At 74.2% G+C, this 14,532-nt stretch carries 10 protein-coding genes; 8 read left to right on the forward strand and 2 right to left on the reverse strand.

Features of this window, described 5'->3' with window-relative positions; translation table 11 throughout:
* Positions 1 to 327: 327 nt before the first annotated feature.
* The 5 genes from CNQ36_RS27180 to CNQ36_RS27200 all read left to right on the forward strand — a co-directional run bounded on the left by CNQ36_RS27180 (position 328) and on the right by CNQ36_RS27200 (position 9,337).
* Positions 328 to 2,157 (forward strand): gamma-glutamyltransferase family protein, encoded by a 1,830-nt coding sequence (locus CNQ36_RS27180; protein ID WP_121547922.1) that lies wholly within the window; start codon positions 328 to 330, stop codon positions 2,155 to 2,157.
* 100 nt (positions 2,158 to 2,257) lie between these two features.
* Entirely contained in the window at positions 2,258 to 3,103 is an 846-nt protein-coding gene (locus CNQ36_RS27185; protein WP_004922903.1) for an inositol monophosphatase family protein, read from the forward strand.
* 98 nt (positions 3,104 to 3,201) lie between these two features.
* Positions 3,202 to 4,611: a phytoene desaturase family protein gene (locus tag CNQ36_RS27190; protein ID WP_121548613.1), complete on the forward strand. Its 1,410-nt coding sequence runs from the start codon at positions 3,202 to 3,204 to the stop codon at positions 4,609 to 4,611.
* Positions 4,608 to 5,138, forward strand: a complete 531-nt coding sequence (locus CNQ36_RS27195) for an O-acetyl-ADP-ribose deacetylase (protein ID WP_121547923.1) — start codon at positions 4,608 to 4,610, stop codon at positions 5,136 to 5,138. The genes CNQ36_RS27190 and CNQ36_RS27195 overlap by 4 nt, the downstream gene beginning before the upstream one ends.
* A gap of 272 nt (positions 5,139 to 5,410) precedes the next feature.
* Positions 5,411 to 9,337, forward strand: a complete 3,927-nt coding sequence (locus tag CNQ36_RS27200) for a glycoside hydrolase family 2 TIM barrel-domain containing protein (RefSeq protein WP_121547924.1) — start codon at positions 5,411 to 5,413, stop codon at positions 9,335 to 9,337.
* Between the two features lie 33 nt (positions 9,338 to 9,370).
* Here the strand turns inward: CNQ36_RS27200 and CNQ36_RS27205 are convergent, their stop codons facing one another.
* Positions 9,371 to 9,730, reverse strand: a complete 360-nt coding sequence (locus CNQ36_RS27205; RefSeq protein ID WP_004922897.1) for an ArsR/SmtB family transcription factor — start codon at positions 9,728 to 9,730, stop codon at positions 9,371 to 9,373.
* Positions 9,731 to 9,765: 35 nt separating this feature from the next.
* Here CNQ36_RS27205 and CNQ36_RS27210 point away from each other — a divergent pair, with 35 nt between their 5' ends.
* Genes CNQ36_RS27210 through CNQ36_RS27220 form a run of 3 tightly spaced genes read left to right on the forward strand, consistent with a single transcriptional unit; the run spans position 9,766 to position 13,793 of the window.
* The gene (locus CNQ36_RS27210; RefSeq protein ID WP_206278518.1) at positions 9,766 to 11,718 is read left to right on the forward strand and encodes a heavy metal translocating P-type ATPase; all 1,953 of its coding nucleotides are present in this window, start codon (positions 9,766 to 9,768) and stop codon (positions 11,716 to 11,718) included.
* A gap of 56 nt (positions 11,719 to 11,774) precedes the next feature.
* Positions 11,775 to 13,307 carry an AlkA N-terminal domain-containing protein gene (locus tag CNQ36_RS27215; RefSeq protein ID WP_276315079.1) on the forward strand — a complete coding sequence of 511 codons (1,533 nt, stop codon included), beginning with the start codon at positions 11,775 to 11,777 and terminating at the stop codon, positions 13,305 to 13,307.
* A gap of 3 nt (positions 13,308 to 13,310) precedes the next feature.
* Complete coding sequence (locus CNQ36_RS27220; protein WP_004922891.1) at positions 13,311 to 13,793, forward strand: methylated-DNA--[protein]-cysteine S-methyltransferase; 483 nt, start codon at positions 13,311 to 13,313, stop codon at positions 13,791 to 13,793.
* Here the strand turns inward: CNQ36_RS27220 and CNQ36_RS27225 are convergent.
* A complete protein-coding gene (locus CNQ36_RS27225; RefSeq protein ID WP_121547926.1) occupies positions 13,790 to 14,515 on the reverse strand; it encodes an SIR2 family NAD-dependent protein deacylase in 726 nt (241 codons plus the stop codon). The genes CNQ36_RS27220 and CNQ36_RS27225 overlap by 4 nt on opposite strands.
* Positions 14,516 to 14,532: the final 17 nt, after the last annotated feature.

Genomic DNA, 14,532 nt, shown 5'->3' on the forward strand with positions numbered 1-14,532 from the left:
TCCCGTCACGAGGGGGCGTAGACGCCCATCTCGTGGAGGGAGTAGCCCCCAGGCGTCGTCGCCGCAGGCGTCCGGGTATGGGGTCCAGACCTCTTCACGGCCTGACTTCACTCCGGCCGACGAACGCGTGGTTCCTGACGGTGATCCGAGGGCCGCCCGCGAGGCTCGGCCTCTCCCCTCGGTGCGGAACACGGCCGCCGTGCCCGGTGACGAGGGTGGCGTCGTCCGGCGGCGCGCCCTTACCCTGCGTGCAGCCGTGGCCTGCGTCGGCAGTCCGACCCGGGGGGCGGTGGGAACGGCTGAGGAAACGAACACCGAGGGCAGGTAATGCACTTCACGACTCGTCCCACCCTCCAGGGCACGTTCGGCATGGTGTCCTCCACCCACTGGCTGGCCTCGCAGTCGGCGATGGCCGTCCTGGAGGACGGCGGCAACGCCTACGACGCCGCCGTGGCAGGCGCCTTCGTGCTGCACGTAGTGGAGCCGCACCTCAACGGCCCGGCCGGCGAGGTGCCGATCCTGCTCGCACCGGCCGGCGGGGAGGTACGGGTGCTGTGCGGGCAGGGCGTCGCCCCCGCCGGGGCGACCACCGCCCACTACAAGGCGCTCGGCCTGGACCTCGTCCCCGGCACCGGACCCCTCGCCGCAGCCGTCCCCGGCGCCTTCGACGCCTGGATGCTCCTGCTGCGCGACCACGGCACCAAGTCCCTCGCCGACGTCCTGAAGTACGCCATCGGCTACGCCGAGGACGGGCACCCGCCGGTCGAGCGCGTCGGCGAGACCGTCGAGACCGTGCGCGAGCTGTTCGAGACGGAGTGGACCTCCTCGGCCGAGGTGTACCTGCCCGGCGGCCGGGCCCCGCGCCCGGGCGAGCGGCTGCGCAACCCCGCCCTCGCCGCCACCTGGAAGCGGCTGCTCGCCGAGACCGCCGGCGCGGGCGGCCGGGAGGCCCGGATCGACGCCGCCCGGGAGGTGTGGCGGACCGGATTCATCGCCGAGGCACTGGTCCGCCAGGCCGCGCGCCCCACCCTGGACACCAGCGGCGAGCGCCACACCGGCACGCTGACCGCCGCCGACCTCGCCGGCTGGTCCGCCACCTACGAGACGCCGGTGACGTACGACTGGAACGGCTGGACCGTGTGCAAGGCCGGCCCCTGGAGCCAGGGCCCGGTCCTGCTCCAGCAGCTCGCCCTGCTCCCGCCGGAACTGCCCCGCTACGGCTCCGCCGACTACGTGCACCTGCTGATCGAGGGCTGCAAGCTCGCCATGGCCGACCGCGAGGCCTGGTACGGGGACGCGGCCGAGGTGCCGCTCGACGACCTGCTCTCGGCCGAGTACAACACCGAGCGGCGGACCAGGGTCGGCCCCCGCGCCTCCCTCGACCTGCGGCCCGGCAGTCCGGGCGGCCGCACCCCGCGGCTGAGCGCCCACGCCCGCGAGGCGGCCACCGAGCCGCCCGGCTTCAGCCCGATGGGCGTCGGCGAGCCGACCGTCGCCAAGAGCCCGGCCTCCCCCGTGCCCGGCGAACCGGACGTCTCCGCCGACGGCGGGACCCGCGGCGACACCTGCCACCTGGACGTCGTCGACCGCTGGGGCAACATGGTCGCGGCCACCCCCAGCGGCGGCTGGCTCCAGTCCAACCCCGTCGTCCCCGAACTCGGCTTCCCGCTGGGCACCCGGCTGCAGATGACCTGGCTGGACGAGGGCCTTCCCAACACCCTCACCCCCGGCCGCCGCCCCCGGACCACCCTCACGCCGTCCCTGGCGCTGCGCGACGGGGTGCCCGTCATGGCGTTCGGCACGCCCGGCGGCGACCAGCAGGACCAGTGGCAGCTGCACTTCTTCCTCGCGGTCGCCCTGCGCGCCGAGGTCCGCGGCGGACTCGACCTCCAGGGCGCCGTCGACGCCCCCAACTGGCACAACGACAGCTTCCCCGGCTCCTTCTTCCCGCGCGGGATGCGCCCCGGCAGCGTCACCGTCGAGTCCCGCACCGACCCCGGAGTGGTGCGGGAGCTGCGCAGGCGCGGCCACCAGGTGATCGTCGGCGACGCCTGGTCGGAGGGACGGCTCTGCGCCGTCGCCCGCGACCCGCGCACCGGCATCCTCTCCGCCGCCGCGAACCCGCGCGGCATGCAGGGCTACGCGGTGGGCCGCTGAGCCCACAACGCCGCGGGCGCGCACCCCATCTTCATCCCGATTCCACCAGGAGTGCACCGGACGGGCGGGGAATGTCAGTGACGCGTGCTCTCATAGGGGCATGATCGAGACAAACGAAACCATCGACGAGTTTCTCGCCCGGCGCGCCCTCGACGTGGAGGAGCACATCCGCAAGGCCGCCGCGCAGGAGATCGTGCCGCGCTGGCGCCGGCTCGCCGAGCACGAGGTGGACCGCAAGAGCGGCCCGCACGACCTGGTGACCGACGCCGACCGCGACGCCGAGCTGTACCTCACGGAGGCGCTGGCCGCCCTGCTGCCCGGCTCCGTCGTGGTGGGCGAGGAGGCGGTGCACGCCAACCCCGCGTCGTACGAGGCGATACGGGGCGACGCACCCGTGTGGATCATCGACCCCGTCGACGGGACCCGCCAGTTCGTGCGCGGCGAAAGCGGCTTCTGCACCCTGGTCGCCCTCGCACAGGGCGGAGTGCTGCACGCCTCCTGGACCTACGCGCCCGTCCTCGAGCAGTTCGCCACCGCCGTCCGGGGCCGGGGCGCCCACCTCGACGGTGAGCGGCTGCGCGCGGGCTCCCCGGAACCGGGCCGCGACCTGCGCGTGGCCACCTCCCACCCGGACTTCACCACGGACGAGCAGAAGCGCGGACTGCTCGGCCTGTGGACGGACGGCGTGGCCCCCCGCCCCTGCGGCTCGGCCGGACTGGAGTACCTGGCCCTCGCCCGCGGCGAGTCCGACGCGACCGCCTTCAGCTGGGAGGCGGCCTGGGACCACGCGGCCGGGCTGCTCCTCGTGGAGGAGGCGGGCGGCGCCCACCTCACCCGCGCGGGCGTGCCCTTCGACATCAGGGGAGGCAACACCCTGCCCTTCACCGCGGCCCGCGACGAGGCCACGGCCCGGCGGGTGGCGGACCTGCTGGCGGCGGGAGCCTGATGCCGCAACCGGAACGGGCCCGGGAGAAGGCCGGCGCCCCGGCATATCCTGATCCTCCAGTGCCCGTCGGCTGACGAAGGAGTCCGAAGGTGCCGTCGATGCTCGATGCGGTCGTGGTGGGAGCGGGGCCGAACGGGCTGACCGCTGCCGTGGAGCTGGCCCGGCGCGGCTTCTCGGTGGCGCTGTTCGAGGCGAAGGACACCGTCGGCGGGGGCGCCCGCACCGAGGAACTCACCCTGCCCGGCTTCCGGCACGACCCGTGCTCGGCCGCCCACCCCCTGGCCGTCAACTCGCCCGCGTTCCGCGCCCTCCCGCTGGACCGCTACGGACTGGAGTGGCTGCACCCGGAGCTCCCGATGGCACACCCCTTCTGGGACGGCACGGCTGCCGTGCTGTCCCGGTCGGTGGCGGAGACCGCGGCCTCCTTCGGACCGCGCGACGCCGGCGCCTACCGCCGGCTCGTCGAACCCTTCCTGCCCAAGTGGGACACCCTGGTCAGGGACTTCATGTCCCTGCCGCTGACCGCGCTGCCCCGCGACCCCGTCACCCTCGCCCGCTTCGGCCTGCGCGGCCTGCCCCCGTCGACCTGGCTCACCCGGCGCTTCCGCGACGAGCGGGCCCGCACCCTGTTCGCCGGGCTCGTCGCCCACGTCATGGCCCCGCTCGGCGGCTTCGCCACCGGCGCCGTCGGCCTGGTCTTCGCCCTCGCCGCGCACGCCCGCGGCTGGCCGGTCGCCCGCGGCGGCTCCCAGGCCATCTCCGACGCCCTCGCCGCGTATCTGGAGGACCTCGGCGGCAGCGTCCACACCGACTACGAGGTCAAGCGTCTCGACGACCTGCCGCCGGCCCGGGCGTACGTCTTCGACACCTCGCCCACCGCCCTGGCCCGCATCGCGGGCTTCGGCAGCCACTACGCGAACTACCGCTACGGGCCTGGTGTCTTCAAGATTGACTACGCCCTGGACGGTCCCGTCCCGTGGACCGCGCCCCAGGCCCGTACCGCCGGAACCGTACAGATCGGCGCGGACAGCGGGGAGATCGCCGCCGCGCTGCGCGCCGCCTCGCGTGAGGGCCGCGCGCCCGACGCGCCGTTCCTCATCACCGTGCAGCCCGGCGTCGCCGACCCCACCCGGGCCCCGGCGGGCAAGCACGTCTTCTGGGCCTACGGCCATGTGCCGAACGGCTGGACCGGCGACCTCACCGACGCGATAGAACGCCAACTGGAGCGCTACGCCCCCGGTTTCCGCGACCGCGTCCTGGCCCGCGCCACCGCGGGGCCGCCCGAACTCGCCGCCCGCAACGCCAACTACGTCGGCGGCGACATCGCCTCCGGCGCGGTCTCCGGACTCCAGCTGCTGCTGCGCCCGAAGCTCTCCCTCTTCCCCTACGCGACCCCGCACCCCGCCGTCTTCATCTGCTCGTCCGCCACCCCGCCGGGCCCCGGTGTGCACGGCATGTCGGGACACAACGCGGCGCGGGCCGTCTGGCGAAGGCTGCGACAGACATGACGGCCACTCCCGCCCTCACCCTCGTCCGGGGCGACATCACCCGCCAGAGCGCCGACGCGATCGTCAACGCCGCCAACTCCTCCCTGCTCGGCGGCGGAGGCGTCGACGGCGCCATCCACCGCCGGGGCGGCCCGGAGATCCTCGCGGAGTGCCGCGCGCTGCGCGCCGCCCGGTACGGCAAGGGCCTGCCCACCGGCCGGGCGGTCGCCACCACCGCGGGCCGTCTCGACGCCCGCTGGGTGATCCACACCGTCGGCCCCGTGTACCAGGCCTCCGGAGGCGACCCCGAACTGCTCGCCTCCTGCTACCGGGAGTCGCTCCGCGTGGCCGACGAACTGGGCGCCCGCACGGTCGCGTTCCCGGCGATCTCCACCGGGGTGTACCGGTGGCCGATGGACGACGCGGCCCGCATCGCGGTCGAGACGGTGCGCGGCACGCCGACCGACGTCGAGAAGGTGACGTTCGTCCTCTTCGACGACCGGGCCTACGAGGCGTTCGCCGCGAGAATCGGCACCCCCCGCCCGTGACCGCGAGGCGGTGAAGCACCCCCGCCGGCCGCCTGCCGGGGCCCGCCGCCCGGATCCCGTACCCACCACTGAACCATCAGGACCGCACAGAGTCCGACGAGATCATTGCTTCGGTTGTGTGCGAGTCCTAGGGTGTGGGCTGGCTCAGTAGTTGCTCCGTCACCAGCAGTCGCGATTCCTCCCGCCGTCACTCCCCGTCCGGCGGCCGTCGGGGGAATCGGACGTGCCCTCAGTCCGTGCAGCGCTCTGTCGTACCGAGGAAGGCCACGGTCATGCCGCACCCCCACCCGCACCCGTCTCCCGCCGGCCGGTCCCCCCGCACCGGACGGCCGGTCGTCAGCCGCCGCCGTCTCCTGGAGTCCGGCGCCGCCGTGCTCGGCGCCCTCGCCCTGTCCGCGTCGCCCGGCGCCGCGCACGCCGCCGGCCGGCGCGCGCCGGCCGGCGAGCCCCCGGAGTGGAACGACTTCGGTGTCTTCCGGCTCGGCACCGAGCCCCCGCACACCACCCTCATGCCGTACGCGGACGTGCGCCAGGCCCTCGCGGCCGACCGCACCCGCTCGCCCTACCGGCAGAGCCTGGACGGCACCTGGAAGTTCGCCTACGCCGACCGACCCGAGGACCGGGACGCCGACTTCCACCGCACCGACACCGACGACAGCGGCTGGGACACCATCCCGGTCCCGTCCGTCTGGCAGCTGCACGGCCACGACTTCCCGATCTACCTGAACATCACCTACCCGTACTGGGGCCCCAACGGCCGCGGCGAGGAGCCGCAGCCGCCCGCCGCCCCCACCCGCTACAACCCGGTCGGCCAGTACCGGCGCACCTTCACCGTGCCGCGCGACTGGAAGGGCCGCCGCACCTTCCTCCACTTCGAGGGCGTCAAGTCCGCCCACTACGTGTGGATCAACGGCGAACTCGCCGGCTACGACGAGGACTCCTGCACGCCCTCCGAGTACGACATCACCCGCCTGCTCAGGCCCGGCACCAACCAGATCGCCGTGGAGGTCTACCGCTACGCCGACGGCGACTGGCTGGAGGACCAGGACATGATCCGGCTGAGCGGCATCTTCCGCTCGGTGTACCTCTACTCCACCCCGTCCGTGCGCCTGCGCGACTTCAAGCTGGACACCCCGCTCGACGACACCTACCGGCGGGCCGAGCTGGCGGTGACCGCGAGCGTGCGGGCGTACGGCGGCGAGGAGAGCGGGCGCTACACCGTCGAGACCCAGCTGTACGACGACCGCGGTCACGCCGTCTGGCCCCGCCCGCTGCGGGGGACCGCCGACCTCGGCACGGCGGGCGCCGGCGAGGACGTCACCGTACGGGCCGCGAGGGCCGTGCCGGAGCCCCGGCTGTGGTCGGCCGAGCACCCGAACCTCTACACGGCCGTCCTCAGGCTCCGCGACCCGGCCGGCGAGGTCGTCGAGACCCTCTCCCACCGCGTGGGCCTGCGCGAGTTCGCGCTCGTGGACGGCCTGATGCGGATCAACGGCAGACCCGTCTCCTTCCGCGGCACCAACCGCCACGAGATGCACCCCTCCCGCGGCACCGCCCTGACCCGCGAGGACCTGGTCGAGGACATCGGGATCATCAAGCGGATGAACATCAACTCCGTCCGCACCTCGCACTACCCGAACAACCCGCTGTGGTACGAACTCGCCGACGAGTACGGCCTCTACCTCGTGGACGAGACCAACCTCGAGACTCACGGCATCCGTTCGGACTACCCCGGCGACCACCCGGAGTGGACGGCGGCCTGCGTCGCCCGGGCACAGAACATGGTGCACCGCGACAAGAACCACCCCTCGGTGGTCATCTGGTCGCTCGGCAACGAGGCGGGCGGCGGCTCCACGTTCACCGCCATGCACGACTGGATCCGCTCCTGCGACCCCACGCGTGTCATCCAGTACGAGGGCGACGACCGGCCGGGGATCAGCGACATCCGCTCGAAGATGTACGAGAGCCCGGCACGGGTCGAGCAGCGCGCCGGGGACACCGCCGACACCCGCCCGTACGTCATGATCGAGTACTCCCACGCGATGGGGAACTCCAACGGCAACTTCAAGAAGTACTGGGACGTCGTCCGCCGCCACGACGTCCTCCAGGGCGGCTGGATCTGGGACTTCGTCGACCAGTCCCTGTACACGCCCGTCCCCGCCCGCACCCTGCTCACCGAGTCGGGGCCGGCCGGACTGCGCGGGGAGATCCTCGCCACCCGCGGCACCCTCGACCGCGGCAAGGGCCTGTCCGGCCTCACGGTCTTCGAGCGCGACGACAGCCTCGACCTCACCGGATCGCTCACCCTGGAGGCCTGGATCACCCCCGCGTACACGGGCTACCACCAGCCCGTCATCGCCAAGGGCGACACCCAGTACGCGCTCAAGCAGACCAACAGGAACCTGGAGTTCTTCATCCACTCCGGGGGCCAGTGGATCACCGCGAGCTGGCCGCTGCCGGACGACTGGACCGGCCGCGAGCACCACGTCGCGGGCGTCTTCGACGCGGGCGCCGGCACGCTGACCCTGTACGTCGACGGCACGGTGCGGGCCACCCGCACCACCGACCGGCGGCCCACCGGCAACACCGCCGCCCTCTCCCTCGCCGGCGACGCCGACAACCAGACCCGCGAGTTCAGCGGCACCGTCCGCCGCGCCCGCGTCTACGCCCGCCCCCTCGGCGCCGCCGAACTGGCCTCGGACTCCCGCGCGCCGGGCGACGAGGGCGTGCGGTTCTGGTTCGACGCCGCCACCGCCGGGGCCGAGCGGAAGCGGCCGGACGAGCGGACGTTCCTCGCCTACGGCGGCGACTGGGGCGACAACCCCAACGACGGTGCCTTCGTCGCGGACGGCATCGTCACGGCCGACCGCGGCCACACCGGCAAGGCCGCCGAGGTCAAGCGCGTCTACCAGGCCGTCAACGCCGTCCGCGCCTCCGGCGCCGGTGCCGCTGTCGGCGCCGTCACCCTGACCAACGAGTACCTGTTCACCAACCTCCGGGAGTTCGACGGCCGTTGGGAGCTGGTCGCCGACGGCGAGGTGGTGGGGCGGGGACGGCTGTCCCGGGAGCAGCTGGACGTGCCGCCGCTGTCCCGGAAGACCGTCACGGTGCCCGTGCGCCTGCCCGGGAACCCGAAGCCGGGCACCGAGTACTTCCTCCAGCTCTCCTTCACCACCAAGGAGTCCACCCGGTGGGCCGGGGCCGGCTTCGAGGTGGCCCGGCAGCAGCTCCCGCTCGACGCCGGCGGCCCGGCCGTGACCCCCGTACCGCTGTCCCGCGTCCCGGCCCTGCGCCACGAGGAGCGCGACGGGGAAGTCGAAGTCACCGGAAGGGACTTCACGGTCACCGTCGACAGGGGCAGCGGCACCATCACCTCCTACGAGGCGAAGGGCGTCCGCCTGATCACCTCGGGGCCGGTGCCCAACTTCTGGCGGGCGCCCACCGACAACGACCACGGCAACGGCCAGCACACCCGCAACCAGACCTGGCGCGACGCCGGCGCCCGCCGTGAGGTCACCGACGTCACCGTGCGGGCCCTCGGCGACCGTGCCGTCGAGATCGAGGTCCGCGGCACCCTGCCCACCACGACACGGTCCGCGTACACCACCACCTACACGGTGTTCGGCAACGCCGAGATCAAGGTCCGCAGCACCCTGCACCCGGGCGCGCCGGACCTGCCGTACATCCCGGAGGTCGGCACACTGCTGTTCCTGCCGCGCCGCCTGGACCGCCTGCACTACTACGGCCGGGGCCCCGAGGAGAACCACTGGGACCGCAACACCGGCACCGACGTGGGCCGTTACTCGTCGACCGTGGCCCGCCAGTGGACCCCGTACATCCGGCCGCAGGAGAACGGCAACAAGACCGACGTCCGCTGGGCCGCGCTGACCGACGCCGACGGGCGCGGCCTGCTGGTGTCGGGCGAACCCCTGCTGGAGATCAACGCCTCGCACTTCACCCCGGAGGACCTGTCGGCCGGAGTCCGGCACGACTACCAGCTGACCCCGCGGGACGCGGTGGTCCTGCGGGTCAACCACCGGCAGATGGGCGTCGGCGGCGACAACAGCTGGGGCGCGCACACCCACGACGAGTTCAAGCTCCCCGCCGGCCGCGACTACGCGTACACCTACCGGCTGCGCCCGCTCACCGACGTGGACGAGGCGACGGCGCTCTCCCGCCGGCCCACCGCGGGGGAGTGACCCGGGAAGTGGGCGAGCGGCGCCGGCGGGACCTCACCCGGCGGCGTCGCTGAGCCCCAGCCGCAGATGCTCCACGTGGTAGACGGCCTGGTCGAGCAGCTCGGCGACATGGTGGTCGTGCAGCGCGTACACGACGGAACGGCCCCGGCGCTCCCCGACCACCAGGCCGAGATTGCGCAGCAGCCGCAGCTGGTGCGAGCAGGCCGACTGCTCCATGCCCACCTCCGCCGCCAGCTCCGTGGCGGGCAGCGGGCCTTCGCGCAGCCGGGCGAGGATCAGCAGCCGGGAGGGCGTGGACAGGGCCTGGAGCGTGGTGGCGACCTTCGCGACGTTGTCCGCGTCCAGCCGCACACGCGCGGCGTCGTCCTGCGGGATGACGGCTCCATGACCCATGGCGGACATCCTACCCATCGCATATGAACGCATGAATGAGTCTTCATGCGTTCCTGTATGGTGGCCGGGTGTCCGTGACTCTCGCTCCCGCACCCGGCCGGTCCCTCGACGCCCCGGCGCGGCGCCGCCGCACCCGTGTCCTCGCCCTCCCGGAAGCCCGGTGGGCGCTCGCCGCGCTCATGGCCTTCCTCGCGGGGCTCGCCGCCGACCTGGGCGGCGCGCCACCCTGGGCCGGCGGGATCCTGTACGCCGTCGCCTATGTGTGCGGCGGCTGGGAACCGGCCCTCGAAGGGCTGCGCGCGCTGCGCGGGCGGACCCTCGACGTCGACCTGCTGATGATCGTCGCCGCACTGGGCGCCGCCGCGATCGGACAGGTGCTCGACGGCGCCCTGCTCATCGTCATCTTCGCCACCTCCGGAGCCCTGGAGGCCCTGGCCACCGCCCGCACCGCCGACTCCGTACGCGGACTGCTCGACCTCGCGCCCACCACCGCGACCCGTGTCACCGACGGCGGCGAGGAGACCGTGCCCACCGCCGCGCTCGCCGTCGGCGACGTCGTCCTGGTCCGCCCCGGTGAGCGCATCGGCGCCGACGGCACCGTCCTGGACGGGGTCAGCGAGGCCGACCAGGCCACCATCACCGGCGAGCCCCTGCCGGTCGTCAAGGGCCCCGGCGACGACGTCTTCGCCGGCACCCTCAACGGCACCGGAGCCCTGCGCGTCCGGGTCGGCCGCGACCCGGGCGACTCGGTGATCGCCCGCATCGTCGCCCTGGTCGAGGACGCCTCCCGCACCAAGGCGCCGACCCAGCTGTTCATCGAGAAGATCGAACAGCGGTACGCCGTCGGCGTCGTCGTCGCCACCCTCGCGGTGTTCGGCGTCCCGCTCGCCTTCGGCGCGCACCTCACCGACGCCCTGCTCCGGGCGATGACCTTCATGATCGTCGCCTCGCCGTGCGCGGTCGTCCTCGCCACCATGCCGCCCCTGCTGTCCGCCATCGCCAACGCCGGCCGGCACGGCGTCCTGGTCAAGTCCGCGGTCGCCATGGAACGCCTCGGCGAGATCGACGCCGCCGCCCTCGACAAGACCGGCACCCTCACCGAGGGCGCCCCCGAGGTCACCGCCGTACGCCCGCTGCCCGGCTCCGGCCTCGACGAGGACGCCCTGCTCGCCCTGGCCGCCTCGGCCGAACACCCCAGCGAGCACCCGCTGGCCCGCGCCGTGGTGAGCGCCGCCCGCGCCCGCGGCCTGGCCCTCGCCCCCGCCACGGACTTCACCGCCGCACCCGGCCGGGGCATCACCGCCACCGTGCGGGGAGCGACGGTGACCGTGGGCCGCGCCGACCCGGCGGAAGCGGAGCACGGCGAGACCGTCGTCCGCGTCACCCGCGACGGCACCCCCGTCGGCACCCTCGCCCTCACCGACCGCCTCCGGTCCGGCGCCCCGGCAGCCACCGCCGCCCTGACGGCCCTCAACGGCACCGCCCCCGTCCTGCTGACCGGCGACAACGCGCACGCCGCCGCCCGCGTCGCCGCCGCCACCGGCCTCACGGACGTCCGCGCGGGCCTGCTCCCCGAGGACAAGGTGAACGCCGTACGGGACCTGCGGGCCGCCGGCCGCAAGGTGCTGTTCGTCGGCGACGGCGTCAACGACGCGCCCGCCCTCGCCGCCGCCCACGCCGGCATCGCGATGGGCCGCGCGGGCTCCGACCTGGCCCTGGAGACCGCGGACGCGGTCGTGGTGCGCGACGAACTCGCCGCCGTCCCCGCGGTCGTACGGCTGTCCCGCACCGCCCGCCGGCTCGTGACGCAGAACCTCGTCATCGCGGGCACGGCCATCACCGCCCTCGTCCTGTGGGACCTCCTCGGCCACCTCCCGCTCCCGCTCGGCGTCGCCGGCCACGAGGGCTCCACCGTGCTGGTCGGTCTGAACGGGCTGCGGCTGCTGCGCGAGTCGGCATGGCGATCCGGGCAGCCGCAGGACACGTGAGGTCGATGTCGGATTCCCGCCAGACCGGACCGCCGCCGGTGCCCGATCCTTGAGACATGCAGAAGGGGATGCACACCGACACCGAGCGCTGCGTGCGCGCCGTGCGGTCCAAGGACGCGCGGTTCGACGGCTGGTTCTTCACCGCCGTCCTCACCACCGGAATCTACTGCCGGCCCAGCTGCCCCGTCGTCCCGCCCAAGCCGGCGAACATGGTCTTCCACCCGAGCGCGGCGGCCTGCCAGCAGGCCGGGTTCCGGGCCTGCAAACGGTGCCGGCCCGACACCAGCCCCGGCTCACCGGAGTGGAACCACCGCGCCGACCTGGTGGCCCGCGCCATGCGGCTGATCGCCGACGGCGTCGTGGACCGCGAGGGCGTGCCCGGGCTCGCCGCCCGGCTCGGCTACAGCACCCGGCAGATCGAACGCCAGCTGCTCGCCGAGCTGGGCGCCGGCCCCCTCGCGCTCGCCCGCGCCCAGCGCGCCCAGACCGCCCGGCTGCTCATCGAGACGACCCGGCTGCCGATGGCGGAGATCGCCTTCGCGGCCGGCTTCGCCTCCGTCCGCACCTTCAACGACACCGTCCGCGAGGTCTTCGCGCTCTCCCCGAGCGACCTGCGCACCCGGGCGCCGCGGGACGCCTCCCACGCCACCCCCGGCGCGCTCTCCCTCCGCCTGCCGTTCCGCGCCCCGCTCAACCCCGACAACCTCTTCGGCCACCTCGCCGCCACCGCCGTACCCGGCGTGGAGGAGTGGCTCCCCCACAGCCCCAACGGCGTGGGAGGTACCCCCAGCGGCGCCTACCGGCGCACCCTGCGGCTGCCGTACGGGCACGGCATCGTCGCCCTCACCCCGCGCCCCGACCACATCGCCTGCCGTCTCACCCTCGGCGACCCCCGCGACCTCACCGTCGCCATCAGCCGCTGCCGCCGCCTGCTCGACCTCGACGCCGACCCGGTCGCCGTCGACGGCCAGCTGCGCGCGGACCCGGTCCTCGCGCCCCTGGTCGACAAGGCGCCCGGCCGCCGCGTGCCCCGCACCGTCGACGAGGCCGAGTTCGCCGTCCGGGCCGTCCTCGGCCAGCAGGTCTCCACCGCCGCCGCCCGCACCCACGCCGCCCGCCTGGTCACCGCGCACGGCACGCCCCTCGACGACCCCGAGGGCGGCCTCACCCACCTCTTCCCGTCCCCCGAGGCACTGGCCGCCGTCGACCCCGAGACCCTGGCCCTGCCCCGCACCCGCCGCACCACCTTCACCACCCTGGTGAGCCGGCTCGCCGGGGGCGAACTCCACCTGGGGGCCGACAGCGACTGGCCCGGGACCCGCGCCCGGCTCCTCGCCCTCCCCGGCTTCGGCCCCTGGACGGCCGACGTCATCGCCATGCGCGCCCTCGGCGACCCCGACGCCTTCCTCCCCACCGACCTCGGCATCCGCCGCGCCGCCCGCGAACTGGGCCTGCCCTCCACCCCGGCCGCCCTCACCGCGCGCGCGGCCGGCTGGCGGCCCTGGCGGGCGTACGCGGTCCAGTACCTGTGGGCGACGGACAGCCACCCGATCAACTTCCTTCCGGCGCAAGCGACCAAGGAACCGTGACCGATGAAGCAGCACACCGTGACCGACAGCCCCTACGGCCCGCTGACGCTCGTCGCCGACGACGGCGTCCTGTGCGGCCTCTACATGACCGGGCAGCGCCACCGCCCGCCCGAGGAGACCTTCGGCACCCCCGACGACACCCCGTTCGCCGGGGCGACGGAGCAGCTGGCGGCCTACTTCGCGGGCGAGCTGAAGGAGTTCACCCTCGAACTGCGCCTGCACGGCACCCCGTTCCAGCGCCGTGTCTGGGACGAGCTGACCCGCATCCCCTACGGCGAGACCCGCACCTACGGCCAACTCGCCGACGCCCTCGGCAACTCCGGGGCCTCCCGCGCCGTCGGCCTCGCCAACGGCCGCAACCCGGTCGGCATCATCGTCCCCTGCCACCGCGTCATCGGCGCGAGCGGCTCCCTGACCGGCTACGGCGGCGGCCTGGAGCGCAAGCAGCGCCTGCTGGACCTCGAACGCGGAACCGCCCTGTTCTAGACGGCGATCCGGCGCAGCAGCGCGGGCAGCGCGGTGCCGATCGGCTCGCGGATCACCTCGTCGGCGAGGCCGTCGTACGGCGTCGGCTCCGCGTTGACGACGATCAGCCGGGCACCGTGGCCTGCGGCCACCTCCGCGAGCCCGGCGGCGGGGTGGACCTGGAGGCTGGTGCCCACGGCGACGAAGACGGTGCAGGCCTTGCTGATCGCCGCCGCCTCCCCGAGCACCACCGGGTCGAGCCGCTCGCCGAACATCACCGTGGCCGGCTTGAGGACGCCGCCGCAGTCCCGGCACGGCGGATCGTCCTCACCGGCCTCGACCCGGGCGAGGGCGTCCTCCATCGGCCCGCGCGCGTGGCACCCGGTGCACACCACGCGCCGTACGGTGCCGTGCAGTTCGAGCACCTTGCGGTCCGGCATCCCGGCGAGCTGGTGCAGCCCGTCCACGTTCTGCGTGAGCACCCGCACCGGCACCCCGGAGCGCTCCAGCTCGGTCACGGCGCGGTGCGCGGCGTTCGGCTCGACGGCGTGCGCGAAGGTCTCGCGCCGCATCCGCCAGGAACGGCGGCGGATCTCGGGATCGCCCATGTAGTACTCGTAGGTCACGAGCTTCTCGGCCTCGGGGTCACGGCGCCACAGTCCGTTCGGCCCCCGGTAGTCAGGGATGCCGGAGTCGGTGCTGACGCCGGCACCGCTGAGAAGGGCGACGAGGGGCTTGCTCATGCGGCCGAGAGTAGGCC

It is taken from the genome of Streptomyces fungicidicus, from assembly GCF_003665435.1.
GTDB classification, from domain to species: domain Bacteria; phylum Actinomycetota; class Actinomycetes; order Streptomycetales; family Streptomycetaceae; genus Streptomyces; species Streptomyces fungicidicus.

Excerpts from the sequence above, each read along its gene's own strand:
- CNQ36_RS27190 (WP_121548613.1), top strand. The coding sequence starts at position 3,202 with ATGCTCGATGCGGTCGTGGTGGGAGCGGGGCCGAACGGGCTGACCGCT.
- CNQ36_RS27215 (WP_276315079.1), top strand. The coding sequence starts at position 11,775 with ATGCAGAAGGGGATGCACACCGACACCGAGCGCTGCGTGCGCGCCGTG.
- CNQ36_RS27225 (WP_121547926.1), bottom strand. The coding sequence starts at position 14,515 with ATGAGCAAGCCCCTCGTCGCCCTTCTCAGCGGTGCCGGCGTCAGCACC.
- CNQ36_RS27185 (WP_004922903.1), top strand. The coding sequence starts at position 2,258 with ATGATCGAGACAAACGAAACCATCGACGAGTTTCTCGCCCGGCGCGCC.
- CNQ36_RS27210 (WP_206278518.1), top strand. The coding sequence starts at position 9,766 with ATGAGTCTTCATGCGTTCCTGTATGGTGGCCGGGTGTCCGTGACTCTC.
- CNQ36_RS27205 (WP_004922897.1), bottom strand. The coding sequence starts at position 9,730 with ATGGGTCATGGAGCCGTCATCCCGCAGGACGACGCCGCGCGTGTGCGG.
- CNQ36_RS27220 (WP_004922891.1), top strand. The coding sequence starts at position 13,311 with ATGAAGCAGCACACCGTGACCGACAGCCCCTACGGCCCGCTGACGCTC.
- CNQ36_RS27195 (WP_121547923.1), top strand. The coding sequence starts at position 4,608 with ATGACGGCCACTCCCGCCCTCACCCTCGTCCGGGGCGACATCACCCGC.
- CNQ36_RS27200 (WP_121547924.1), top strand. The coding sequence starts at position 5,411 with ATGCCGCACCCCCACCCGCACCCGTCTCCCGCCGGCCGGTCCCCCCGC.
- CNQ36_RS27180 (WP_121547922.1), top strand. The coding sequence starts at position 328 with ATGCACTTCACGACTCGTCCCACCCTCCAGGGCACGTTCGGCATGGTG.